The organism is Streptomyces sp. NPDC006235, from assembly GCF_040613735.1.
GTDB lineage: Bacteria > Actinomycetota > Actinomycetes > Streptomycetales > Streptomycetaceae > Streptomyces.
Genome location: NZ_JBEXSR010000015.1, coordinates 24,390 through 49,005, shown reverse-complemented (window position 1 = coordinate 49,005; position 24,616 = coordinate 24,390). Strand labels below are relative to the sequence as shown.

Annotated in this window: 18 protein-coding genes and 1 pseudogene; 11 read left to right on the top strand and 8 right to left on the bottom strand. The window is 68.3% G+C overall.

Going from position 1 to position 24,616, the window contains the following annotated elements:
* Positions 1-56: 56 nt before the first annotated feature.
* Positions 57-1,037 (bottom strand): LysR family transcriptional regulator, encoded by a 981-nt coding sequence (locus ABZ192_RS19415; protein ID WP_356925680.1) that lies wholly within the window; start codon positions 1,035-1,037, stop codon positions 57-59.
* 129 nt (positions 1,038-1,166) lie between these two features.
* Here ABZ192_RS19415 and ABZ192_RS19410 point away from each other — a divergent pair, with 129 nt between their 5' ends.
* The 9 genes from ABZ192_RS19410 (at position 1,167) to ABZ192_RS19370 (ending at position 10,519) form a co-directional block, all read left to right on the top strand.
* Positions 1,167-2,171 carry a fumarylacetoacetate hydrolase family protein gene (locus ABZ192_RS19410; RefSeq protein WP_356925679.1) on the top strand — a complete coding sequence of 335 codons (1,005 nt, stop codon included), beginning with the start codon at positions 1,167-1,169 and terminating at the stop codon, positions 2,169-2,171.
* Positions 2,168-3,139, top strand: coding sequence for a cyclase family protein (locus tag ABZ192_RS19405; RefSeq protein ID WP_356925678.1), 972 nt, complete (start codon positions 2,168-2,170; stop codon positions 3,137-3,139). Before ABZ192_RS19410 ends, ABZ192_RS19405 begins: the two co-directional genes overlap by 4 nt.
* 113 nt (positions 3,140-3,252) lie before the next feature.
* The gene (locus ABZ192_RS19400; protein WP_356925677.1) at positions 3,253-4,392 is read left to right on the top strand and encodes an FAD-dependent oxidoreductase; all 1,140 of its coding nucleotides are present in this window, start codon (positions 3,253-3,255) and stop codon (positions 4,390-4,392) included.
* Positions 4,389-5,408: an amidohydrolase family protein gene (locus ABZ192_RS19395; protein ID WP_356925676.1), complete on the top strand. Its 1,020-nt coding sequence runs from the start codon at positions 4,389-4,391 to the stop codon at positions 5,406-5,408. Before ABZ192_RS19400 ends, ABZ192_RS19395 begins: the two co-directional genes overlap by 4 nt.
* A gap of 51 nt (positions 5,409-5,459) precedes the next feature.
* Complete coding sequence (locus ABZ192_RS19390) at positions 5,460-6,398, top strand: VOC family protein (protein WP_356925675.1); 939 nt, start codon at positions 5,460-5,462, stop codon at positions 6,396-6,398.
* Positions 6,399-6,491: 93 nt separating this feature from the next.
* Positions 6,492-7,457 carry a fumarylacetoacetate hydrolase family protein gene (locus tag ABZ192_RS19385; RefSeq protein WP_356925674.1) on the top strand — a complete coding sequence of 322 codons (966 nt, stop codon included), beginning with the start codon at positions 6,492-6,494 and terminating at the stop codon, positions 7,455-7,457.
* A 72-nt stretch (positions 7,458-7,529) separates the two neighbouring features.
* The gene (locus tag ABZ192_RS19380; protein ID WP_356925673.1) at positions 7,530-8,312 is read left to right on the top strand and encodes a CoA transferase subunit A; all 783 of its coding nucleotides are present in this window, start codon (positions 7,530-7,532) and stop codon (positions 8,310-8,312) included.
* Complete coding sequence (locus ABZ192_RS19375) at positions 8,312-8,947, top strand: CoA transferase subunit B (RefSeq protein ID WP_356925672.1); 636 nt, start codon at positions 8,312-8,314, stop codon at positions 8,945-8,947. Before ABZ192_RS19380 ends, ABZ192_RS19375 begins: the two co-directional genes overlap by 1 nt.
* 312 nt (positions 8,948-9,259) lie before the next feature.
* Positions 9,260-10,519: an FAD-dependent monooxygenase gene (locus ABZ192_RS19370; RefSeq protein ID WP_356925671.1), complete on the top strand. Its 1,260-nt coding sequence runs from the start codon at positions 9,260-9,262 to the stop codon at positions 10,517-10,519.
* Between the two features lie 57 nt (positions 10,520-10,576).
* On the opposite strand, the pseudogene ABZ192_RS19365 reads toward ABZ192_RS19370, so the two are convergent.
* The 7 genes and pseudogenes from ABZ192_RS19365 to ABZ192_RS19335 all read right to left on the bottom strand — a co-directional run.
* Positions 10,577-10,789 (bottom strand): annotated as a pseudogene (locus tag ABZ192_RS19365) (transposase); the annotation flags it as partial.
* 542 nt (positions 10,790-11,331) lie between these two features.
* The gene (locus ABZ192_RS19360; RefSeq protein ID WP_356925670.1) at positions 11,332-12,159 is read right to left on the bottom strand and encodes a carbohydrate ABC transporter permease; all 828 of its coding nucleotides are present in this window, start codon (positions 12,157-12,159) and stop codon (positions 11,332-11,334) included.
* Between the two features lie 82 nt (positions 12,160-12,241).
* Positions 12,242-13,153, bottom strand: a complete 912-nt coding sequence (locus ABZ192_RS19355; protein WP_356925669.1) for a sugar ABC transporter permease — start codon at positions 13,151-13,153, stop codon at positions 12,242-12,244.
* 30 nt (positions 13,154-13,183) lie between these two features.
* Complete coding sequence (locus ABZ192_RS19350; RefSeq protein ID WP_356925668.1) at positions 13,184-15,244, bottom strand: beta-galactosidase; 2,061 nt, start codon at positions 15,242-15,244, stop codon at positions 13,184-13,186.
* A 70-nt stretch (positions 15,245-15,314) separates the two neighbouring features.
* Positions 15,315-16,631: an extracellular solute-binding protein gene (locus tag ABZ192_RS19345; RefSeq protein ID WP_356925667.1), complete on the bottom strand. Its 1,317-nt coding sequence runs from the start codon at positions 16,629-16,631 to the stop codon at positions 15,315-15,317.
* Between the two features lie 552 nt (positions 16,632-17,183).
* Positions 17,184-18,272 (bottom strand): LacI family DNA-binding transcriptional regulator, encoded by a 1,089-nt coding sequence (locus tag ABZ192_RS19340; RefSeq protein WP_356925790.1) that lies wholly within the window; start codon positions 18,270-18,272, stop codon positions 17,184-17,186.
* 214 nt (positions 18,273-18,486) lie between these two features.
* Positions 18,487-20,274 (bottom strand): RICIN domain-containing protein, encoded by a 1,788-nt coding sequence (locus ABZ192_RS19335; RefSeq protein ID WP_356925666.1) that lies wholly within the window; start codon positions 20,272-20,274, stop codon positions 18,487-18,489.
* A gap of 479 nt (positions 20,275-20,753) precedes the next feature.
* On the opposite strand from ABZ192_RS19335, the gene ABZ192_RS19330 reads away from it, so the two are divergent.
* Positions 20,754-22,754: a DUF4978 domain-containing protein gene (locus ABZ192_RS19330; RefSeq protein WP_356925665.1), complete on the top strand. Its 2,001-nt coding sequence runs from the start codon at positions 20,754-20,756 to the stop codon at positions 22,752-22,754.
* 89 nt (positions 22,755-22,843) lie between these two features.
* Positions 22,844-24,559 (top strand): substrate-binding domain-containing protein, encoded by a 1,716-nt coding sequence (locus tag ABZ192_RS19325; protein WP_356925664.1) that lies wholly within the window; start codon positions 22,844-22,846, stop codon positions 24,557-24,559.
* Positions 24,560-24,616 lie beyond the last annotated feature (57 nt).

Sequence of the window (24,616 nt, the reverse complement as noted above, 5' to 3'; positions counted from 1 at the left end):
GCTGGTACAGGACCGGTCGGCGAACCTTTCCAGCCAGATCAGCAAGCAGCAACTACTCAAACCGGCTCCACGCGGCGGCCGCCATTCGGCGTCGGCCGTCGCTCGGCGGTGCCTTTTGCCGATGCAGGCCGACCGGCCTCCATCATCTCCGCGACCCGGACCATCGTCTCCCGCAGCCATATGTGCGCCGCGTCGTGCATGTGGACTGGATGCCACCACAAGGCCTGCTGGATCGGCACGGCGTCATAGGGCGGTTCCATGATGCGGACGGATGCGAGTCCGTCCAGCTCATCGGCGAGACGCCTTTGAAGGAGAGCTACCCGGCGGGTGCCTACGACCAGGAGTGGCATCAGCTGGAAACTGTCGACGGAGACCGCCACGCGCGGCTCGATGCCGAGCATGGCAATCTGACGGGCGGCGGGGGCATCGTAGGCTCGTTGGTACGTCACCCACGGCAGTCGGGCCAAGTCGTCGAGGGTGAGCTGCTCGCCGACCTCCGGGTTGTCATCCGCGACGAGGAAGACCCAGCTGTCCTGGTAGAGCTCGACCGTGGGGAAGCCGCGAATGATGCCGTGGGGCAGCAGTAGCCCGTCCACGGTGCTGAGCAGCGACCCGGTGCTGTCGATGATTTCGTTCGGCACCTGTTTGAACCTGAGCCGGATGCCTGGTGCCTCGGCTTGGACGGTGCGGGCGAGTTCGGTGCCGAATACGGCAACCGCATAGTCCGAGGCGATCAGCGTGAACTCATGCTCCTCGCGGGAGGGGTTGAATTCCGCCTGACTGGCGAAGACGCGCTCCAGCAGGTCGCATGCGGTGGTGGTCCGGTCGAGGAGGGCCTGTCCGAGGGCGGTCAGTTCGTACCCTCCGCCCACCCGGGCGAGGAGGTCGTCGTCGAAGTGGCGGCGCAGCCGGGCCAGGGCCGCGCTCATCGCGGGTTGACTGAGCCCGATGCGCTGGCCGGCCCTGGTGACGTTGCGCTCCTGCAGGAGGGCACGTAGGGCAACGACGAGGTTGAGGTCCAGGCTGGCCAAGTTCACGAAGCATCCCAATTCCGGAGCCGGCCACCATCGGTATTCGCCGGCTGGATTCCTATATACAGGAAATCGATTTCCCTGATTGCAATCTACGGGCCAGATTAGTGGCACCGCAATCGGGAGGAAATCTCCGTGACATCCGCAGCCACGTCGGCACCCTTCACCCCCTTCTCCGGACCGTTCGCCATCGGCACCCTTTCGGCACCGGGCGAGACCAGGTTCCCGAGCCTCGTGACGCCGGACGGCCGAGCGCTCGACCTGCGCACGGCACTGGACGAACGCGCACTGACCACGCTCGCGCTCCTGGAGCGCTGGGACGAGGAGCTGCCGCGGCTGCACACCCTCGCCGGGGACCCGACGCGCGACTGGCGACCGCTGGCGGACCTGACGGTGCACGCGCCCGTCGAGCCCCGGCAGATCTTCCAGTCCGGCGCCAACTACCGCCAGCACGTGATCGACCTGGCGGTCGCACACCGCGCCCCGGACGCCCCGGGCACCGTCGAGGAGGCCCGCGCCGAGGTCGCGGCGATCATGGACAAGCGGGCCGCCGAGGACCTCCCGTACGTCTTCATCGGCCTGCCGACCACGATCAGCGGTCCCTACGACGACGTGGTGCTGCCCGCCTGGGCCGAGAAGCCCGACTGGGAGCTGGAACTGGCCGTGGTGATCTCCCGTCCCGCCTACCGGGTCACCGTGGATGAGGCGCTGGAGTACGTCGCGGGCTACACCATCGCCAACGACCTGACCGACCGCGCGACCGTCTTCCGCCGGGACATGCCCCCGATCGGCACCGACTGGCTGCGCAGCAAGAACGCCCCCGGCTTCACCCCGCTCGGTCCGTGGATCGTCCCGGCCGGCTCCATTGCGGACCCCTCCGACCTGCAGGTCACCCTGAAACTCAACGGCGAGACCATGCAGGACGAGTCCACCAAGGACATGATCTTCGGTGTCGCACGGTTGATCTCCTACATCTCCCAGACCGCCCAACTGCTTCCCGGCGACCTGGTTCTGACCGGCAGCCCGGCCGGCAACGGCATCCATTGGGGCCGGCTGCTGCGCGACGGCGACGTGATGGACGGCTCGGTCACCGGGCTCGGCGCCCAGCGCACCCGCTGTGTCGCGGAGGAAACCCGATGAGCGCCGATCGTATCGACCGTACGGATCCCGAGGCGGCGATCGCCGAGGCCGCGAAGGCGTACTCGAACTGGGGCCGCTGGGGCGAGGACGACGTGCTCGGCACGCTCAACTTCCTCGACGAGGCCAAGCGCCGCGAGGGCGCGGCGCTGATCCGCGACGGCGTCAGCTTCTCCTTGTCACAGAGCTTCGACATGGACGGCCCGCAGAAAGGGTGGCGGCGGCGTACCAACCCGGTGCACACGATGCTCGCCACCGGCACGGACGCCGCTCTGGGTGGCCAGGGCTTTCCGCACGGTTTCGGTGGCGCCGACGACGTGATCGCCATGCCCTTGCAGTGCTCCACCCAGTGGGACGGGCTCGGGCACATCTTCGATCACGGCAAGGCGTGGAACGGCCGCTCGGCGGAGAAGGTCGTCACCTCCGAAGGCGATCTGGTCACCGGTATCGAGCACATGGCTTCGCACGTCGCCGGGCGGGGCGTCCTCCTCGACGTGGGCCTGGTCGTCGGTCAGGACGGCGAACTCCCCGACGGCTTCGCCATCACCGAGGAGCACCTGACCGCAACCGCTGCCTCGCATGGTGTGACCGTCGGTCGTGGGGACCTGGTCCTCGTGCGCACCGGGCGGCTGGCCCGCGCCCGTCACGAAGGCTGGGGCGACTACGCGGGCGGGCCGGCACCCGGGTTGAGCTTCAGTACGGCCGGCTGGCTGCACCGAAGCGAGATCGCCGGGATCGCCACCGACACCTGGGGTTTCGAGGTGCGGCCCAACGAGTTCGAACACGCCTTCCAGCCGCTGCACCAGGTCGCCATCCCTCACATCGGTCTGCTCATCGGGGAGATGTGGGACCTCGACGCCCTCGCCGCACATTGCGCCGCCGACGGCCGGTACGAGTTCTGGCTCACCGCCGCGCCACTGCCCATCACCGGGTCGGTCGGCTCACCGGTGAATCCCATCGCCGTCAAGTAACGCCCTGGACGGCCGGGCGGGCCGCGCCCTGACGGCTACGCACCCTCGCCCGCCCGGCCCGCAACACCCCCTCTGCCGCTCGAAGTCGCGCGGCACCTTCTCAGGGAGAACCCATGAATGACCCTCGTCCCCGCACCGTCCTCGTCATAGGCGGCGGCGCGTCCGGCAACGCCGTGACCGTGCTGCTGCGGCGGGCGGGCATCGCCGTGGAACTGATCGAGGCCAAGCCCGACTGGAACGTGCTCGGCTCCGGCATCACCCTCCAGGGCAACGCGCTGCGCGTGCTGCGCGAAGTGGGCGTATGGGACAAGGTCCGGGAGAGCGGCTACGCCGTCGACGCCGTCGGCATGGCCGCGCCCGACGGGACCGTGTTCCATGTCCAGCAGGACTTCCGCACCGGTGGGGACGACCTGCCCTCGATCTTCGGCATGCAGCGGCCCCGGCTGCAGGAGATTCTGTGTGAGGCCGTACTCGAGAGCGGCGCGACGGTACGCCTCGGCACCACCGCCGAGGAACTGGTCCAGGACGCGTCCGGCGTCACCGCCCGGTTCAGCGACGGCACCGAGGGCCGCTACGACCTTGTCATCGCCGCCGACGGCGTCGGCTCCGGCACGCGCGCGATGATCGGCATCAGCGACAAACCCGAACCGACCGGCATGGCCATCTGGCGCGTCCCCGTGCCCCGCCCCGAGAGCGTGGAGCGCATGACCCTGGCCTACGGCGGACCGTGCTACATCGCCGGCTACTGCCCCACCAGCAAGAACACCATCTACGCCTACCTCGTCGAGGCCAACCGCGACCGCGCCTGCATCGACCCGGCCTCGTACGCGGACGAGATGCGGCGGCTGGCCGCGCCCTACGGGGGTGCGTGGCCGGAGATCGCCGCGAGCATCACCGACCCCGCCAAGGTCAACTACACCTGGTTCGACCGGCTGCTCGTCGAGGGCTCCTGGCACCGCGGCCGGGTCGTCCTGATCGGTGACGCGGCCCACGTCTGTCCTCCCACGCTCGCCCAGGGCGCGGCCATGTCGCTGGAGGACGCCTCCGTACTGGCCGAGATGCTGAGCCAGGAGCAGGACTGGAGTTCCCTCGACGCCCTGCTGACCGGCTTCTACGAACGCCGGATCAACCGTGTCCGCATGGTGGTAGAAGCGTCCGTGCAACTCGGTCAGTGGCAGTTGGACGGCGTCCGTGACGCCGACGCACCCGGTCTGATGAGCCGCACGATGTCAGCCCTGAAGGAGACTCCGTGAACCCCGTGAGTCCCCGGAACAGCGCACCCACGATCGACGTCCACGCGCACGTCCTGCTCCCTCAGGTCGAGGACGCCGTCGCCGGGCACCCCGGGCTGGCGGCGGCCCGCGATCTCGACGCCCGCCGCAACGGCCCCGAGGCCATCGCCGTCAGCGGCCCGATGTTCCGGGACCGCTTCCCGAGGCTGACCGACGTCAAGGCCCGGCTCGCCGCGATGGACGCCTCCGGGGTCGACGTCCAGTTGGTCTCGCCCTCTCCGTCGCACTACCACTACTGGGCCGACGAGGACCTGGCCCGTACGGTGTGGGAACTGGCCAACGAGGGCACCGCCGCGCACGTCGCCCAGGACCCGGAACGGCTGCACGGCCTCGGCCTCGTCCCGCTCCAGCACCCGGGCCTCGCCGTCGCAGCCCTCGAACACGCCCTCGGCCTGGGCCTGCGCGGTGTCGAGATCTCGAGCCACGCGCCGGGACGCGAACTGTCGGACCCCGCGTACGAACCGTTCTGGACACGGGCCGAGGAAACCGGCGCGATCCTCTTCCTGCACCCCTTCGGCTGCACGCTCGACGAGCGTCTCAACCGGTGGTACCTGTCCAACACCGTCGGCCAGCCGACCGAGAACGCCGTCGCCCTGTCCCATCTGATCTTCTCCGGAGTCCTGGACCGGCACCCGGGGTTGTGCATCGTCGCCGCCCACGGCGGCGGCTATCTGCCCACCCACATCGGCCGCTCCGACCACGCCTGGCTCGCCCGCACCGACACCCGCGGCTGCGCGCACCCGCCCAGCAGCTACCTCAAGCAGCTGTACTTCGACTCCCTCGTCCACGACCCGCACGTCCTGCGCGAGCTGATCCGCGTGGCCGGCCCCGACCGGGTCCTGCTCGGCTCCGACTTCCCCTTCGACATGGGCACCGACGACCCGCTCGGCGCGCTGCGCGACGTCACGGACCTGCCCGCCCCCCACTTCCACGCCGTACGCGGCGGCAACGCGGCAGCGCTGCTCCGCCTTGCCTGAAGCGTCCGCACCGTCGGAACCGTCCGAACCGCACAGAGGAGAACCCCCACCATGAGCACACGCCTGCTCACCCACCTGCGGCACGTCGACCTGGCCGTGCCGGACTACGACAAGCAGCTCGACTTCTACGCCGGCGTCTGGGGCCTGACCAAGGTCGCCGAGGACTCCGGCATCTCCTTCCTGGCCGCCGAGGGCTCCCCCGAGCAGTACATCGTCCGGCTCCGCAAGGCCGAGGAGAAGCGCCTCGACCTCATCTCCTACGGCGCGGCGAACCCCGCCGACGTGGACACGCTTGCCGAGCAACTCCTCGCGGGTGGAGTGCAGTTGATCTCCCAGCCAGGCAAGATCGACACCCCCGGCGGCGGCTACGGCTTCCGCTTCTTCGACATCGACGGACGCACCATCGAGGTCTCGGCCGACGTCGAGGCGCGCCGGCACCGCCGTATCGAGGAGAAGGAGTCCATCCCGGTCCGTCTCTCGCACGTCGTCCTGAACTCCCCCGACATCAACGCCACCCGCGCCTGGTACGAGCAGCACCTCGACTTCCGGCTGTCCGACACGATGGCCTTGCCGCACATGGGCGAGGTCATGCACTTCATGCGGATCAGCAGCCAGCACCACTCCATGGCCATCGCCAGCGGCCCGCACACCTCCCTGCAGCACCTCTCCTTCGAGATGCGCGGCATCGACGAGTACATGCGCGGCTCCGGCCGCGTGATGCGCTCCGGCGCCCGCAAGATCTGGGGCCCGGGGCGGCACATGGCGGGCGACAACACCTTCACGTACTTCCTCGACCCGCACGGCAACACCGTGGAGTACACCACCGAGCTCGAAAAGCTGGACGAGGACACCTGGCACCCGCACATCTACGACCTGACCAAGCCCGAGAACGCCGACCAGTGGGGCACGTCCAACCCGATGAACGAGATGGTCGCCAAGGAGATGCTCAACGACGTCGACCGCGGCGTCTTCGTCGCTCCACCGGTCTGACCCCTTGACCCCGGGGGCTCGGCGTACTCCCCCGCCCTGCCAGGCCGCCGGGCCCCCGGCCTGTGTCAACCCACCCAGCTCCCTAGGAATGCCATGCGTTTCGCCACGTACGAACAGCACGGCCGCAGCCGTCTCGCCACCGTCGAGGACGACGGCACCCTCTACCCCTGCCCCGGCGCGGGAACGCTTCTCGACCTGATCCAGGCCGGTCCCGAGGCACTGCGCGAGGCGGGCAACGCAAGCGTGGACGTGCCGCGCGGCCCGCACGTCTCCCAGGTGCGACTGCTGCCGCCGCTCCAACCGCCGTCCGTACGCGACTTCATCACGTTCGAGGAACACGTCGAGGGCGTACGGCGAAACATCGACGGAATCCCGGGCGCCCCGGACGCCTGGTACGACGCGCCCACCTTCTACTTCACCAACCCCTACGCGGTCATCGGCGCTCACGACCACGTCCCCGTGCCGCCCGGCAGCCAGGCAATGGACTTCGAACTCGAAGTCGCCGCGGTCATCGGCCGCGAAGGCCGGGACCTCACCCCCGAGCAGGCCCGCGACCACATCATCGGCTACACCATCTACAACGACTGGTCCGCACGCGACCTCCAGTCCCGCGAGATGCAGGTCAGCCTCGGCCCCTGCAAGGGCAAGGACACCGCCACCACCCTCGGCCCCTACCTCGTCACCGCGGACGAGCTGGAGCCCTTCCGCGACAGCGACGGCTTCCTGCGCCTGGCGCTGACCGCCGAGATCAACGGCGAGGTCGTCGGCAAGGACCTGCTGTCCAACATGAGCTGGACCTTCGAGGACATGACCGCCTACGCCTCCCGCGGCACCTGGGTCCGCCCCGGCGACGTACTCGGCTCCGGCACCTGCGGCAACGGCGGCTGCCTCGCCGAACTCTGGGGCGTGCGCGGCCGCCAGGACCCGCCACCGCTCAAGCCCGGCGACACCGTCACCCTCACCGTCGAGGGCATCGGCACCGTCTCCAACACCGTGGTATCCGGTGCCGAACCGGTGGCCGTCCCTCGCGCCCGTACACGCCCGCGCACGCGCCCGTGAACCGCGCGGCGGAGAGCAGGCCCGGCTCCCCCGTTTGACCCTCGGCCGACCTCCGGCTGAAAGGACCCGCACGTGAACAAGATCAGCGCGAGCGCCGCCGAGGCGGTCGCCGACATCTCCGACGGGGCCTCACTCGCCGTTGGCGGCTTCGGTCTGTCCGGCATACCGGCCGCCCTCATCGACGCCCTGCACGCCCAGGGCACCACCGGTTTGAAGGTCGTCTCCAACAACTGCGGCGTAGACGGCCAGGGCCTCGGCCTACTACTCGGCGACGGCCGCATCAGCCGCGTGACCGGCAGTTACGTCGGCGAGAACAAGGAGTTCGCCCGCCAGTACCTCAGCGGCGAGCTGGAGGTCGAACTCGTACCGCAAGGCACCCTGGCCGAGCGGCTACGGGCCGGCGGGGCCGGCATCCCGGCCTTCTACACACCGGCAGGCGTGGGCACACAGGTCGCAGACGGCGGCCTGCCCTGGCGATACGCGGCGGACGGCAGCATCGCCCTCGCTTCCCCCGCAAAGGAGAAGCGCTCCTTCGGCGGCCGCGCGCATGTCCTCGAACACGGCATCACCACCGACTACGCCCTCGTCCGCGCCTGGCGCGGCGACACGCACGGCAACCTGGTCTTCAACAAGGCCGCCGCCAACTTCAACCCACTGGCCGCCATGGCCGGCCGCATCACGATCGCCGAGGTCGAGGAACTCGTAGAACCCGGCGAGCTGCCCCCCGACGCGATCCATCTGCCCGGCGTCTTCGTCCAGCGGGTCCTCGCCCTCACGCCCGCGCAAGCCGCCGACAAACCGATCGAACGGCGTACGATTGCCGCGCCCGAGGCACGAGAGACGGTGCACAGCTGATGCCCTGGACCCGCGACCAGATGGCCGCCCGCGCCGCCGCCGAACTCACCGACGGCTCCTACGTCAACCTCGGCATCGGCCTGCCCACCCTCGTCCCGGGCCACCTCCCGCCGGGAGTCCACGTCGTCCTCCACTCCGAGAACGGCATCCTCGGCACCGGGCCCTACCCCAGTGAACGCGACGTCGACCCCGACCTCATCAACGCCGGCAAGGAAACCGTCACCGTGCTCCCGGGAGCAGCCTTCTTCGACTCCGCCCTGTCCTTCGGAATGATCCGCGGCGGCCACATCGACACCGCCGTGCTCGGTGCCATGCAGGTCTCCGCGACCGGCGACCTCGCCAACTGGATGATCCCCGGAAAGATGATCAAGGGTATGGGCGGTGCCATGGACCTCGTCCACGGCGCCCGCCGCGTCATCGTCCTCATGGATCACACCGCCAAGGACGGCAGCCCCAAGATCCTCGAGGAGTGCACCCTGCCCCTCACGGGGCAGGCCTGCGTCCACCGCGTCATCACGGACCTGGGCGTCATCGATGTTACCGACAACGGCCTGGTCCTTGTCGAAACCGCCCCCGGCGTCACCCACCACGACATCACCGCCGCCACCGCCGCGGAACTGCGCACCGCCGCTTGAGGCACGACAACCGCTACCTCGTCTGCGTACGCCCAGGACGAGGTCCGGCAAATCCACCCCCTCCAGACCCGGCCCGCCCGGGACTGCACCCACCGGTTCGGTTCGCCGACTTCACCGACGCCAAAGGCACCGACCGGAATCGGGCGGCGGTTTCAACCGTGGATGCACCGCGATGTCCGCCGCGACCATCCCTGTTCACGGAGGTACACATGCTCTCAGTGACTGGCAGCTGACCGGGCACCGAGCGTTTATGGGGCAAGCCCTCCCTCACCATCTACCAGGTCGACGACGATCAAGGCTGAGGAACCCACCATGAAGAAGCTTCCCGCCCAGCGCGGCCGCGTCGCCGTCATCGGCGCCGGACCCGGCGGCATGGCCGCCGCGCTCTCCGTCCACCAGGCCGGCCACGACGTCGTACTGTTCGAGCGCTACCCGCACGCCAGGCCCGCCGGCAACATCCTCAACCTGTGGCCGCCACCCATCAAGGCACTCGGGCTGCTCGGAGTGAACACCGAGGACCTGGGTGCGCCCTGTACGTCCGAGTTCCGCAACGCCCGCGGCCGCCGCCGGGTCCGCGCGGCCCTTCCGGAGCAGGTTGTCCGCGACTACGGCGGCGGCTTCATCGGCCTGCTGCGCCCCGAGCTGTACGAGCGGCTGCTCGACGCGCTGCCCAAGGGGGTTCTGCAGGTCAACCACACGGTGGAGCGCATCGAGCAGGACGAGAACAGTGTTCGACTGCACCTCGCGGGCGGACGAGTCCACGAGGCGGACCTCGTGATCGGCGCGGACGGCATCGATTCCCTGGTCCGGCGCACTCTGTGGGGCGACAGCCCCAAGCGCGAGCACAACCTGCACATCTTCGGCGGCTACACCTTCGACGAGAGCGTCGAGACCGAGCCCGGGATGTGTGTTCTCTCCCACACCCGCACTGTGCAGGGCAGTTGGACCGCCATCCGCGACAAGGGACGTGACGGCCACCAGTGGTGGATACTCGAAGCGTTCGACGCAAGGCGGGAGTTCTCGGGGGACCTGCACGCGAACGCGACCGTCCTCGGCCAGGACTTCGCCCGTCCGCTCCCCCAGCTGATCGCCGCGACCGACCCCGCGCACGTTCAGCGCTGGGTGATCCGCGACCGCAAGCCGCTGAAGCAGTGGTCCAAGGGCCGCGCCACTCTCGTCGGCGACGCCGCGCACCCCACCTCCCCGTACGCGGGGTACGGCGCCGGCATGGCCACCGAGGACGGCTATTTCATTGGCCGCCGCCTGGCAGGGGTGGACCTGAGCGACTACGCCGCTGTCCGCCAGGCACTCGACGCCTTCGAGGCCCCCCGCAAGCCGCACACCGCCCGGCAGTCCCAGCACGCCTATGCCCTCGGGCAGGTCTTCCATCACGCGCCGCGCGCTCTGCAACCGATCCGGGACGTGATCCTGGACCGCACCCCACTGATGCAGAAGGTGGTCGGTGACTCCACCCCCAGTTCGATCCTCACTCAGCTCGAGGAGATCGACCGGGCCGAAGCCCGCTTCACCGCACTCGTCGGCCTCGGCGAGGCGCACGGCACCACTTGGTGACCTCGTGGCTGGGACCGCGCCCGGCGGGGCGGGCGGAAGATGTGGCCACCGGTCCGCGACGTGAATCGCGTCCGGGGCGCCGAGCCGTCCGGCCTCGGCATATGCGGTGGACCGGTCACGGCAGATCAGCTCGACGCCGGGATAGCCGACGAGCCAGGCGGCCACCGTCGCCGTGGTCCGGTCGGGCAGCAGATCGATGGGACGGTGCGTGTCGATGTCCACCAGGAACGTGCCGTAGTTGTGTCCCTTGCGCAGAGCGAACTCGTCCACCCCGAGTACCCGTGGCGTGTGCACTTCGCAGGAGCGTCGACCGGCTGGCCCGGACCGCGAGCGCGTTCGCCAAGCGGGCGTCGGCCCGGCCGGCCAGCATCACCCCTACGTGTTGCAGCACCGTCTGCAGCCCGGAGCTTCGCCTCCCATGCCGGAAAGTGAGTCCGCGACCTGCTTGACGAACGTGGCCCGCCGGCAGTCGCGGTCACGGCAGCGGAACGGCCGGACCTTGAACTCGATCGACACGGAGGCCCGGCGACCGCAGTGTCGGAAAGGCGGCCCACGTATCGGCTGTGCACCCGGCCCGACACCGTCCCGCAATCGGGACATGCGGCCCGCTCCGCCGGTGCGCGGGCCCGCACGACCACCAACTCGCCGTCGAGCACTGCGTTTTCGATCACTACACCTTCGACCTGGTGGAACCACAGGTTCTGGAGGAACACATCACCCACGACCGTTCATGATCGCGCTTGTGGTGACGCTCCGTGGCCCCGGCACTGAAAGTGATCCAGAACCACTTTTCAGCCGTCGCCGACCCAGAGCTACTTCATTCCCGTGGTGGCGATTCCCTTGACGAGGTAGCGCTGGCCGACGAGGAAGACGATGAAGACCGGAATCAGCGTGACGACGGACATCGCGAACAGCGATCCCCATGAAGCCCCGCTGGTGGCGTCGACGTAGTTGCGCAGGGCCACGGGCGCCGTCTGCAGTTCCGGCTTGGTCAGGTAGATCAACTGACTGAGGAAGTCGTTCCACGTCCAGATGAAGGTGAAGATGGCGGTGGTGGCCAGGGCCGGCAACGAGATGGGCAGCAGGATTTGGAAGTAGATACGCCAGTACCCGGCTCCGTCGATCTTGGCCGCCTCGTCCAGCTCGGTGGGCAGACTCCGGAAGAACTGGATCATCAGGAAAATGAAGAAGGCGTCCGTGGCGAGGAACTTGGGAACGATCAGCGGGAGAAACGTATTCACCCATCCGATCTCCGAGAACATCACGTACTGCGGAATGATGAGGACGTAGATCGGCACCATCAGGGTCAGCATCATCATGCCGAAGAAGAACGCCCGCCCGCGGAACTTCAGCCGCGCGAAGGCGTAGGCCGCCATGGAGCAGCTGACCAGGTTGCCCAGCAGTGCCCCCAGGACGACGATCGCCGAGTTCAGCAGGTACACCCCGAACGGGTGTGACAGCGCGTTCCAGCCGTCGGAGTAGTGCCCGAAGTCGGTCTGAGTGGGCAGCAGGGAGGGCTCACGGAAGATGAGAGCGTCCGGTTTGATCGAGCTGGCGATCATCCACAACAGCGGGTAGACCATCACGAGGCCGAAGGCGATCAGCACGACGTGCTTGATGAGCGCGCGTATCCGAGCCACCCGCCTTTGGCGCTGCGCGGCGGGAGCAGGCGAAGGAGCTGGAGCAGGCGAAGGAGTGTCTTCGGCCTTCAGGAGTGCCATCTCACTTACCGTCACCGTAGAACACCCATCTCTTGCTGAAGTAGAAATTGATTGCGGTCAGGGCGCCGACGATCACCACGAGCAGCCACGCCATGGCCGAGGCGTAGCCCATGTGGAGTCGGCCGAAGCCCTCCTCGTACAGGTACAGCGAGTAGAAGAGGGTCGAGTCCGAAGGACCTCCCGTCCCTCCGCTGACGACGAACGCCTGGGTGAAGGACTGGAAGGAGCTGATGACCTGGAGAACGAGGTTGAAGAAGATGATCGGCGTGAGCAGCGGCACGGTGACGTGCCGGAACTGGTGCCAGCGGCCGGCGCCGTCGAGCGCGGCGGCTTCGTAGTACTGCTCGGGGATCTGCCGCAGACCGGCCAGGAAGATCACCATGGAGGAGCCGAAGGTCCACACGTGCAGGACGACGAGGCTGTACAGCGCGGTGTCCGGGTTGGAGATCCAGCCGGGCCCGTCGATGCCGAAGAGACCGAGGAACTTGTTCACCAGGCCGTCGGTGCCGAAGACCTGTCGCCACAGGATGCCCACGGCGACCGAGGCGCCGAGGAGCGAGGGCAGGTAGTACACGGACCGGTAGAACGCCAGCCCCTTGATGCCCCGGTTGAGGATCATCGCCAGGGCGAGGGCGACCGCCAGCAGCAACGGAACGCTCAGGGCGACGTAGGCGAAGGTCACGCCCAGGGATGTGTGCAATCGGGGGTCGTCGAGCATCTTGCTGTAGTTCTCGAAGCCCACCCACTCGGGAGAGCTCAGCAGGTTGTAGTCCGTCATCGAGAAGTACAGCGAGGCGATCATCGGGCCGAGCGTGACGCCGGCTATGCCGACGAACCACGGCAACAGGAAGACCCATGCGGTCCGTTCTTCTTTTCTGGCCGCCTGGCTGAGGGGGCTGCGGAGCACAGTCATCGTCCTCGGGTTCTTGGTTCGGGTGCGGGTTCAGGAGTCGCTCGACGACGGCTCGGCGTGCTGCGATGCGGACAGCGGACAGCGCACGACGGCGACGTCCGCCGCGTCGAGAACGAGCGTCTGCCCGGCCTCCAGGCGGCGTCCGGTGATCAGGTCGGTGCCGGAGCGGTCGAGGGTGACGGTCGCCTTGTCCTGCCGGTGGTTCAGCAGGAACAGGTACACATTCGTGTCCGTCCGTCGCTCGGTGACCTCGACGCCTCGCGGTGCGGCGTGCACCGGTCGCACCCCGGCGCGATCCAGGACGTGCCGCACCAGGGCCTCGAGGGCGTCGTCGTCCAGACGTGTGCCGACGTACACGGCACGCCCCCGGCCGAGTTCGTGCTCGGCCACCGCGGCCTTGCCGGCGAGATGACCCTTGCGGTAGACGGCGAGCGGTCGGGCGGTCTCCGTTTCGAGGTCGTCCTGCCACGCCGACGCGGTCGCGAAGAATCCGTTCAGCGCGGCCCCGTCGGCTGCCGCCCGGACCGGCACCGTAGCCCCGGCGGGCAGCGGGGAGAACTCCTGCACGTGCGCGCCGATGACCTCGCGCAGGGCCCCCGGATATCCGCCTTCGACGATCCGGTCGTCCTCGTCGACGATCCCGGAGAAGTACGAGACCACGAGATGGCCGCCGTCCTCCACGAACCTGTGCACGGCCGCACTGTGCTGACGTGTCATCAGGTACTGGTTGGGGATGACCAGGACGCGGTAGGGCGACAGGTCGTCGTCGAGGGCGACGACGTCGATGGCGACCTGGCTGTTCCACAGGGCCCGGTAGTGCCGGGCGACGGTGTCCCGGTAGTCGAAGGCGTTGTCCGGGTGGGCGCAGCCTTCCACGGCCCACCAGTTCTGCCAGTCCCAGACGATCGCGACCTGGGCGCTGGTGCGCGCTGTGGCGATCTCGTCGATGGCCCGCAGTTCGTTGCCGAGGGCCTTGACCTCCTGCCAGGTCCGGGTCTTCTCTCCGCCGTGCGGGAGCATCGCGGAGTGGAACTTCTCCTGCCCCTGGCGTGAGGCCCGCCACTGGAAGAACATCACCGCGTCGGAGCCGTGCGCGACGGCCTGGTAGGAGCCCAGACGCATCCGGCCAGGTTGCTTGACCTGGTTGGTCTTCCACTGACTCACCGCGCCGGCCGCCTGTTCCATCAGCATCCAGGGCTGCCCGCCGCGCAGGGTGCGCATCAGGTCGTACTGGAAGGCGGCGACGGACATCGAGTGGGGCTGTCCGGGGTCGGGGTAGCAGTCGAAGGCGATGACGTCGAGTTCCTTCGCCCACCGGTGGCTGTCGGTCAGCCGGCACCCGAAGAAGTTGGTGGTCGCCGGCACATCGGGGGTGATCTGGTGGAGCAGGTCGCGCTCCTGTGTGACCAGTTCCAGCAGGAGGTCGGAGGTGAAGCGGGAGAAGTCCAGCTCACGGGAGGGATTGACCGAGCCGCGCACGGGTCGGGGCAAGTGCACCTGGGACCAGTCGCCGTAGCGCTGGCTCCAGAACGCCGTGCCCCACCGGTGGTTGAGCTCGTCCAGCGTGCCGTACCGCCCCTGCAACCAGCCGCGGAAGCGCTCGTCGCACCGGTCACAGAAGCAGTCGGAGTGGTACTCGTTGCCGATGTGCCACATGGCCAGTGCCGGATGGCTCCCGTACCGTTCGGCCAGCTTGGTGGCGATGCGCCGGCTGCGGTCCCGGTAGACCGGGGAGGAGGGGCAGAAGTGTCCTCGGCTGCCGATGCCGTGCCGCACTCCCTGCCGGTCCACCGACAGGATCTCGGGGAAATCCGTGGCGAGCCACGGAGGTGGCGCGGCGTTCGGCGTCGCGAGGTTGACATGGATGCCGTTCGCCCACAGCAGGTCCATGATCTCGTCGAGCCATGAGAAGTCGAACTCGCCGTCGGCCGGCTCCAGCATGGCCCAGGAGAAGACGCCCAGGCTCACGAGCCGCACGCCCGCGACTCGCATGAGCCGGACGTCCTCCTGCCACACCTCCCTCGGCCACTGCTCCGGGTTGTAGTCCCCGCCGTAGACGACTCCCGGCAGTCGACTGCGAAAGGTGTTCATGCGCGGATCGTTCGTGCGCGGATCGGACACAGCGGGGATTCCTTCCGGAAGGGCTACTACGTGTGCCAGCTCAGAGCTGGGACTTGATCTCGGAGATGAACTTCTTGGCCGCCGCCTTCGGCGACAGACGGTCGAACAGCACGTCCTCGTTGAGGCGCTGGAAGATCTCCGGGACAGCGGGACCGGCCTCCGCGTTGGGGAGGTGCACCGCGGTCGGCTTCAGGGCGTTGACACGGCCCAGGTAGTCGGCGATCCGCTTCTCCGCGGGGGACAACTCGGGCGTGATGGCCTTGAGCACGTCGGGGTTGACGGGAACACCGCGGTCGAACTTCCCGATCTTGCCCGCCTCGGGGGAGTTGACCAGGAAGTCGAGCAGCTGCGCGGCCTCCTTGGGGTGTTCCGTCCGCGCCGAGGCCCCGTAGAAGACGCCGGGCTTGGTGTAGGCGCCGACCTGGGCGGCACCGTCCTCACCGGGGAAGAGCAGCAGCTTGGTCTCACGCCCGCTGGCGGCCTCCAGCGCACCGAGCTGCGTGACGGACATCTCGGTCATGGCCGCCTTGTGCTGGGCGACCAGGTTCTGCTCAATACCGGCTCCTGAGGCCAGGGCCTCGACCGCTGCCTCGGGGCTGGTCGTACCGCCGCTGTCACGCAGGTTGACGACCCACTCCCAGTAGCCGGTCATGGTCTTCTCGGTGAAACCTATTTCGCTGCCGTCCTCGGTCCAGTAGTCCTCACCGTGCTGCCGCAGCCACGGGCCCACCATGTTGGGGTAGAGAGGCATGACACTGCCGACCAGCTTCGACTTCGACTTGGCGATCGCGGTGGCGGTCTTCACGTAGTCGTCCCACGACCACTTGGTGTCGTCCGGAATGGGCACGCCGGCCTTCTTGAACGCCGCCGGATCCACGGCGACGCCGAACGCGCTGTCGCCGGCCGGGACGCCGTAGAGGCCGCCCTTCACGGTCGTCATCGACATCGAGTTCGGGGGCAGCTTGTCGGTGTTCAGCACGTCCTTGACCTTCTTCAGGTCCATCAGCTGCCCGTTGTCGATGTACGAGTACATGAACGGGTCCGTGATCTGCAGGACGTCGGGCATGTCACCGGCCGCGGCGCTGGTCGACAGCTTCTTCCAGTAGTCGTCCCAGTTGGAGTACTCGACCTGGACGCTGATGTTCGGGTGCTCCTTCTCGAACAACGCGATCATCTGCTTGGTCTGCTCGTGCCGGACGTCCGACCCCCACCAGTTGAACCGGATGACGGTCTTGCCGCCGTCGTTGCCGGAGGAGTCCGCGGCACAGCCCGCGGACAGGACGAGGGCGAAGACCGAACAGGTCAGCCCGACTGCCCGGAGTCGGGAGCGTCTGCTCGGACGGGACGAGTGGTTCATGGTGGGGCTCCTCTGCTGCCATCACTGGGCGGTGTGCCCAGAGGGGGGAAACGTCGTCTCAGAAGGCCGGCGTAGGACGCCGGCTGTTTCGCCGCGTGGCGGCCAACTGCACAACTCGGCTGCTTTGCGGGCCGCGAAAGTTACTTGCGATCCGGTTGCCTGCCGCTCGCCCGGCTCGTCGGGATCCCGGGTGGGCCGCAGCGGCTCTGACAGGGGTTGTTGTGAACGTACGCTGGAGCCTTGGGTCGGTGTGCCGAGCTGATCCGCGGGGTTGACCGCGAGCGTCGCGCCGAGTTGAGGGCTGTGTGCGTCAGCAATAGTGAACGTTCACGCAGCGAGCGTAGTAACCGGCCACATCTCGGTCAAGAGGTCTCTGCATAACGCTTGGGTACTTAGTGCGACTTCACCGGTTCCGGACCGGTACGGAACCGGAACGCCACCGCGCGCGAACATGCCGGGTCAGCGTGTTCCGCACCGGTGCGGACAGGGGTTCGGGCGCGTATGTCCGCCCGGACGCCCGTTGTACGACGGCCGGTTGGTGGGGCCGACGGGCTACATGGTGTGGTTCGTCCTCGCCGGTCCGGACGACTCGCGCGGCACGAGGCGGCAGTCGAGGTCCAGATGCAGTTCCGGCTCGGTCTCCTCGCGGATGCGGGCGAGCAGGGCCCGCATGGCCCGGCGGCCCAGGGCCTCGCGGTCGAGATCCACGGTGGAGATGGACGGGTTGAAGTACGCCGTGAACTCCTGGTTGTCCCATCCGAAGACGCTCACGTCCTCCGGGACGCGCCACCCGCGGTCCTGAAAGCCGCGGATGACTCCCATGGCGACGTCGTCGTTGGCGGCGAGGACCGCGGTGACACCGGAGTCCGCCGACAGGCCCTGGGCCGCGTCGTATCCGGACCGCACGGACCAGTCACCGTCGATGACGGCGTAGTTCTCCAGGCCCCGCTCGGCGACCGTCCGCAGATAGACCTCGCGTCGCTTGCGTGCCGACATCCAGTCCGTGCTGCCGGCGACATGGACGAAACGCCGATGGCCCAGGGAGACGAGATGATCGATGATCATGGCGGCGGGCTCGCCGTCAGCCGTGATCCCGTGGGACCGCATCTGATCGTCGTACTCCCCTATGACGACGGTCGGAGTATGGTCCAGCCCCAGCTTCTCCAGGTCGCCGATGGGCGTGAAGGTCAGCACTCCTTCGGCCTGACCGGAGTCGAGCAGGGCGCGGACACGGTCGCCCCTGACCCGTTCGTCCCCTTCCAGGCCGACGATGTCCAGCAGGTAACCGGCCGCCTGTGCCTCGGCGGACGCTCCCCGCAGGATCTGCGAGGGCACGAAGGTCGTCATGGCCGGCAGGACCACGGTGACGCGATTCGACTTGCGGGTGCGCATCGACCGCGCCACCAGGTTGGGCCGGTAGTCCAGCTCGGCCACGGCCTGCTCGATGCGGGCCACCGTCTGAGGCTTCATGCCACCGTTGCCCCGCAGAAAGCGCGAGACGGTCTGATGCGACACCCCCGCGCGCGCCGCGACGTCGAGGATGGTGGGACGCTTTCCGGACGGCGGCTGCGGCCGTTTCACGTCCCGCTCCGCTCTCTCCGGTCCCGTGTCCGCGTCCACCGTGCCGCCCCCCCGCCGCATCTCCACGCCCCGCACGCCCATCGGTACTGTACTGCCGAGTTCTCCATGGCAGGCCGGGTCCCTTCCTCTTGCCGTCTCGCCGGACCCGAACGCATGGGCCGGTCGAGCCCGGCTGCCCTGCGGATCGTCCGGCCTGGCCGGCCGCATGGTCCCTGTCCGGGCCGTGCGGCCGGCCGCCGGATCCGCCGTCACCCGGCGGCTCGCGTTCCTCATGTCAGACCTGCACGGTCCAGTGCTGGTTCCTGTGCGACTCGTCGTTCCAGCAGGTGTACTGCAGCAGCCGGGCGCCGTCCGTCATGAGGGCCCGGTCCACGTCGAGGCACTTGCCGGAGTGACGGGCGACGATCTCGACGTAGCCGGTGCCGGTGTCGTTCAGCCGCCACTGCTGGCTGGTGCGGCCGTCGCAGGTCTGCTGGACGATCGCGGCCGAGTTCGCCGTCGAGGAGCCGGTCACGTCCAGGCACAGTCCCGAGTGCCGGGAGAGGATCTGGTAGTAGCCCCCGCCGACGTCGTGCAGCTGCCACCGCTGGTCGCCACCGCCCGAGCAGCCGGCCTGTTCGATCGCGGCCCCGGCCGTGGTCGAGGAGCCGACCGCCTCGGCGCACTTGCCGGAGTGCCGCGCCTTGAGCGTCGTCGTGTCGGCCAGCTGGCACAGTGTCGATGTGAGGACGGGCACGTAGAAGTCGGTCATGCCTGCGATGTTCGGGTGCGTCCCGGTGCCGCCACTGCCTGGGAAGGTGTTGACGAGGTTGTCGAAGGTGTACGCCACCCGCTGGGCGTCCACGCGCGTGTCGAGGGTCGCGTCCCCGAAGACGTCGGCCACCGCGATGCCCCACTTCTGTGCGGCTTGCAGGTACACCTGGCGCAGGGCGAGTTGGGTGTCCCAGTCCCGCGAGCCCATTTTGTGGGCGGCCACGTACACGAGCTGGGCGGACGGCCACTTCTGCCGCATCGTGCGGATGGTGGTTTCAAGCGTTCCGGCGTACGTGCCGGTGTCGAACGTGGCGGGGTCCTGGGAGGCGCTGACGGTGCCGACCGCGTAGGTGTGGTTGGTGAAGATCTCGCCGGCGTCGTTCGTGCCGCCGTCGAAGACGACGAAGTCGGGCGCCTGCGCGTTGGCGTTCTGCACCTGGGTGAGGATCTGGTTGCTGGTGGGACCCACGGTCGCACCGTTCACCGCGTACTTCGTCAGCGTCATGCCTTCACGTTCGGCGAGGAAGTTCATGAAGCTGCGGGAGTACTTGTGCCCCCAGACGATGCTGTCACCGAAGGCGTAGACGGACGAGCCGGTGAGGGATCCGTAAGCGGGGTTCGCGGGGCGGGTCAGGCGGTAGTTGTCGATGGACTGCACACCGGTGCCGTAGTAGTTGCAGGCGACGAACTTCGCCAGGTTGGTCCCCGTGATGGTTTTCGTGCCGGAGGCCAGCACGATCGGCGCGGCCTCCTTGCTGGTGATCGTGTACTGGACCTTCTGGAGGGTGAAGTCCATGTGCAGATCGACCGTGTACCACTTGGTCCGGTCGAAGCTGATCTTGGTCCAGGTGGGATTGAGTGAGTCCGGAGCGGAGGTGGAGTCCGAGTCGGGTCCGGTCACGGCGTAGCGGAGTTCCGCTGCGGTCGCGGCCAGCCCGAAGACGAGGTGTCCGGCGTCGTCGCGCAGTTCCAGACCGGTCTTCATCCCGGTGCTGGTGATGGCCGTCTTCCAGTCGAACCGCAGGTCGAGCGTCTTCTCCTGGGTGATCGAGGACGCGAACGGACGCACGGACGTCGTGTAGTTGCCCATACCCTTCGTGACCTCCAGTACGCCGTTGCCGATGGCCGCCCCGACCGGGAAACCGAAGTTCGCGGGGGTCGTCTGGGCGTCGAACGTCTCGTTGATGAACGTCGTGCCGGGGGTTTCGGCGGCGGAGGCGGCCGGAGCCGTGAGGAAAGTCGCGAGGAGGAGGATGCCGGCGGCCAGGGAGCCGGCCCATCTTCGGGGCTGACGGCCCGTTCTGCGCATGACCGTATACACGTGATCTCCCTTGATCTGGTGATACCGACCGGGGCCCGGCGGGGAGGAAGGTACCCGGGCGTGGCTCGGCCCGAGGGCGCACAGAAAAGCCACGAAGTACCGGGAGCGATGAGGTGTCCGACAACAGCAGGGGCAACTTAGTGATCGTTCACCTGAGCGGTCAAGATGTCTGCGGGTGATCGTTCACTACGTGGGGGTCCCACCGGCACGACCTGAGCCGACCGGCTCTGGGCTGCGAAGCAACTCTCCCCGTTCACACCATTGACACACAAGCGTTTCAGCCAGTCTTATGTGCGCCATCGTTGGTTTCGGCCACCATCTGATCGCCAGGGCCTCGCCATCGCCTGTCGGCTCGATCACGCTGCGCCCGACCCCCCTGCCTCGAAGGTTCCTGACGGGCACCGTCGAACCCTCAATCGTGATCGTTCACTATCCGGCAGAAGTTCACCTGACACGGAGGTAGTGCAATGAAGTCGAACACCGGCCCTTGGTCGCGCCGCAGATTCCTCGCCACGAGCGGGGCGACAGTCCTCGGGGGCGTGGCGCTGAACCTCGTCGGCGGTCTCCCCCGGGCTGCCGCGGCCGGCGGCGTGGTGTCCCACGTCGACACCTCGAAGTCCACGTACGACAAGATCACCCTGATGGTCGACGGGAAGCCCTTCTTCCACAGTGGCGTCCAGTTCCGGTACGAGAAGCACAAGTACACGTTCGGCTGGACGGACGCCCAGCTGAAGCCGGTGCTCGGGATGATCCGCGACGACGGGTTCACCGTGGTGAACATCCCGATCTGGTGGTCGAAGGTGGAGACCTCGAAGGACGTTTTCGACTTCACCGACGTCGACCGGTACCTGGCCTGGTGCGGGGAGTTCGGCCTCAAGCTGGAACTCCTGTGGTTCGGCCACGAATCGACCGGTTCGTCCCTGGCGGCCCGGATGCCGGCCTACGTGATGAACGACTACCAGGCCGTGGTGAGGTCCGACGGCACCAAGCTGACCCTGAACGGCAACCCTCTCCTTGACAAGACCGATCCGAACCTGCTCGCCAGGGAGAAGTTCGTACTCGGCCGGCTCATGGCCCACCTCGCGTCCGCCGACACCGCTCACACCGTCGTCGGCATCCAGGTGCTGAACGAACCGAACGTGTCGAAGCAGCAGGGCGGCCAGTCCATCGACCGGAGCTACAGCACCTACAGCACCGACCTCTGGAACAGCGGCGGATACACCGACGCGACGAAGTTCCGCAAGGACGTGCTGCTGAACTACCTGACCCAGCTGGGACAGGTGATCAAGCAGTCGGACTACTCGGTGTACACCCGGACCAACCTCGCCGGCAGCGCGGACACGGTGCCGGTCGCCGAGAACGAGGCCCTCAGGGCCCAGGGGACGGCGACCATCGACTTCTTCGGGAAGGACCCGTACACCACGGGCCTCGACACGCTCTACAACTACGGGAGGGACGCCGTCTGGGCCCAGGGGAAGAACTTCCCCATGATCATGGAGAACTTCGGGGGATCCGCGGCGGCGGACGTCGAGAAGTTCAACGCCATCGCCGGCAACACCGCCCACAATCTGTACGCCGCCCTGGACCCGGACTCCAGCACGGGCAGCAGCAGCCACGGCCTGTACGACTTCAACCCCACCACCAAGGTCGTCACCCGCAAGGCCGTCTCGGACAAGGTCGCCCGGCTCAACCACGTGCTGAACAAGATCCACCGGGACCTCGCCAGCAAGCGTCCGGTGGAACGCGGCGGAACCGACCTGCAGACGTTCAACCGGAGCGCGACCGCCAGCACCACCACCACCAAGACCGTGGGCGGCGTCAACATCGCGTTTACGACATCGAGCGGTGCGCAGGCATTCGGCGTCAGGCGCGGTGCGGCCGAGTTCGCCTTCACCACCACCACCGAGGCCACGTTCACACTGCCGGGAAGCATCGGTGTCGTACGGTCCGTCGAAATCGGCCAGTACGACGCGAACGACACCTGGGTGAAGTCCGGCACCAAGGCGTACAGCACGGTGTCCGGGGACACCGTCATCGCCCTGGCGGCCGGCGAATGCGTGCGGGTCGCCTACCTCGTCAGCGGCGCGCGGTACAAGCTGAGGAACACGTCCTCGGGCAAGTACCTCGACACCGATGCGGACGGTGCGGTGATCCTCGCGTCCGCGACCACCTACGACGACCAGGACTGGATCGTCGCCAAGGACTCCTCCGGGTCCTGGACCATCAGGAACGTGCGGACGGGACGCTTCTATCTGGAAGCCGCCGCCACCGACAACAACGTCATATGGAACACCGGCACTGTCGCGGACGCCTCGCTCTGGAACCTGGAAGGGGTCGCGGCAGGCGGGCTCCGCGTCAGGAACACCCACACGGCAAGGGCCTACCTGTACGGGAACTCCGCGGGTGAGGCGAAGTGGAACACCGGAACGCAGGACGCGAACACGGTCTGGGAGTTCCAGCCGAAGTAGCCGCCCCCGCCGTTCCTTCCCCCGCGAGGCCGGAAGTCGGTCCACGCGGGGGAAGGGACGGCGCAGGGTGCCCGTGTAATGATTGCTGCATGACTCAGGCCGAGGTGTTGCGGGCTCTGGATGCCAGGGCCGCCGGTCAGTGGGGTCTGGTGACCACCGCGCAGGCGAAGCTGGACGGTGTGCAGGGCGTCCAGCTCCTGCGGCTGGAGCGGTCCGGGGCGCTGGAGAGTGTGGGCCACGGGGTGTACCGCCTGGCCGCCTCTCCCCAGCCGGAGCACCTCAGGATCAAGGTCGCGTGGCTGCGGCTGGATCCTGGAACCCCGGCGCGGGACCGCCGTATGGCCGGCTCCGGGGCGGGCGTCGTCTCCCACACCTCCGCGTGTGCGGTGCACGGCCTGGGCGGCCGGCCCGACGACCCTGTGGAGCTGACGGTCTCGTCCCGCCGTACCACTCGTGACGAGACCGTCGTGCTGCACCGCGCGGCCACGGACGTCGAGGACGTCACCGTCGTCGACGGGCTGCCCGTCACCACCGTGCCGCGTACCGTCGTCGACCTGCTGGGAGCCCGTGCCGCCGCGGCCCGTACGGGCACCTTCGTCGCCGAAGCCGCCGCTCGTGGCCTGGTGCGCGTCGACGACCTCGCGCCACGGGTCGCGGCCTTCGCTGGTGCCTACGGACTGCCCGCGGACGCGTCCGGCGCGGAGCTGCTGGAATTTCTGTGCGAGCAGGCGGGCCGTCCTCTGCGGGCCGGTAGGGCCGGTCGGCCCGCCGCGAAGGGCGCCGGTCCGGGGGCGGCCTCCACCCCGGAGAGGAAGCGGCCGACCATCTGGGAGGTCGCCAAGCGGGCCGGCGTGTCGCACCAGACCGTGTCCCGGTTCCTGAAGAACGACAGCGGCATGAAGCCGGCGACGCGAGCGAGGATCGAGCGGGCCGTCACCGAGCTGGACTACCGGCCCAACCTCATGGCCAGGTCGATGCGCACGCAGCGGTCCCACCGGATCACCATCGTGCTACCCGAGTTGAGCGGCTTCGTTCCGATTCCCCTGTTGCGGGGCGCGTCGGCCGCGGCGCACGAAGCCGGGTACATGACCGACGTCGTCGGGCTGGAGGGCGGCGAGTCGCGGCGCGCCCGCAGCGTGCTGTCCCTCCTGGAGACCCGGCAGGCGGACGGGGTGCTGTCGCTCGTACCGCTGGGGGACCTCGCCGGCGGCGGGGGCGCCGGGCGGTGGCCCGTGGTGGTGCTGGGCGAGTACGACGACAACCTCCAGTCCCGAGGGCGGCTGGCCGACGGGCGGCCCGCCGAGGAGATCCTGCGTCACCTCGCGGACCAGGGGCACCGCCGGTTCCTCCACGTCGCGGGCTCGCAGGACTGGGCCTCGGCACGCAACCGGCGGGCGGTCTACCTGGACGCGATCGAGCGACTGGGCCTGGAGTCCTACGGCGTCGTCGACGGGGACTGGTCCGTGCGCTCCGGCTACGAGGCCGCGCGGGACCTGCCCGCCGATTCCGGCGTGACAGCCGTACTGGCCGCCAACGACTACGTCGCACTGGGGGTGCTGCGCGGCTTCCAGGACCGCGGAATGCGGGTGCCCGAGGAGATGAGCGTCTTCGGTTGGGACGACGAGGAGTTCACCCGGTACTTCTCGCCGGGCATCTCGACGGTGCACATCAACAAGGAAGAGGTCGGCCGGCAGTCGATGCTGTCGCTGCTCGCTCTCCTGCGCGGCGAACCCGAGCCGAAGTCCGAGGTGACGGATCTGTTCCACCTCGTGCCGCGAGGGTCGAGCGGCCCGGTCGACCACTGAGCCCGGTCGGCGTTCCGGTAGGGCGTCACACAAAATGTGAACGATCACTACGCAACC

Excerpts from the sequence above, each read along its gene's own strand:
- ABZ192_RS19405 (WP_356925678.1), top strand. The coding sequence starts at position 2,168 with ATGAGCGCCGATCGTATCGACCGTACGGATCCCGAGGCGGCGATCGCC.
- ABZ192_RS19400 (WP_356925677.1), top strand. The coding sequence starts at position 3,253 with ATGAATGACCCTCGTCCCCGCACCGTCCTCGTCATAGGCGGCGGCGCG.
- ABZ192_RS19390 (WP_356925675.1), top strand. The coding sequence starts at position 5,460 with ATGAGCACACGCCTGCTCACCCACCTGCGGCACGTCGACCTGGCCGTG.
- ABZ192_RS19385 (WP_356925674.1), top strand. The coding sequence starts at position 6,492 with ATGCGTTTCGCCACGTACGAACAGCACGGCCGCAGCCGTCTCGCCACC.
- ABZ192_RS19375 (WP_356925672.1), top strand. The coding sequence starts at position 8,312 with ATGCCCTGGACCCGCGACCAGATGGCCGCCCGCGCCGCCGCCGAACTC.
- ABZ192_RS19370 (WP_356925671.1), top strand. The coding sequence starts at position 9,260 with ATGAAGAAGCTTCCCGCCCAGCGCGGCCGCGTCGCCGTCATCGGCGCC.
- ABZ192_RS19355 (WP_356925669.1), bottom strand. The coding sequence starts at position 13,153 with ATGACTGTGCTCCGCAGCCCCCTCAGCCAGGCGGCCAGAAAAGAAGAA.
- ABZ192_RS19350 (WP_356925668.1), bottom strand. The coding sequence starts at position 15,244 with ATGAACACCTTTCGCAGTCGACTGCCGGGAGTCGTCTACGGCGGGGAC.
- ABZ192_RS19345 (WP_356925667.1), bottom strand. The coding sequence starts at position 16,631 with ATGAACCACTCGTCCCGTCCGAGCAGACGCTCCCGACTCCGGGCAGTC.
- ABZ192_RS19340 (WP_356925790.1), bottom strand. The coding sequence starts at position 18,272 with ATGCGGCGGGGGGGCGGCACGGTGGACGCGGACACGGGACCGGAGAGA.
- ABZ192_RS19335 (WP_356925666.1), bottom strand. The coding sequence starts at position 20,274 with ATGCGCAGAACGGGCCGTCAGCCCCGAAGATGGGCCGGCTCCCTGGCC.
- ABZ192_RS19330 (WP_356925665.1), top strand. The coding sequence starts at position 20,754 with ATGAAGTCGAACACCGGCCCTTGGTCGCGCCGCAGATTCCTCGCCACG.
- ABZ192_RS19325 (WP_356925664.1), top strand. The coding sequence starts at position 22,844 with ATGACTCAGGCCGAGGTGTTGCGGGCTCTGGATGCCAGGGCCGCCGGT.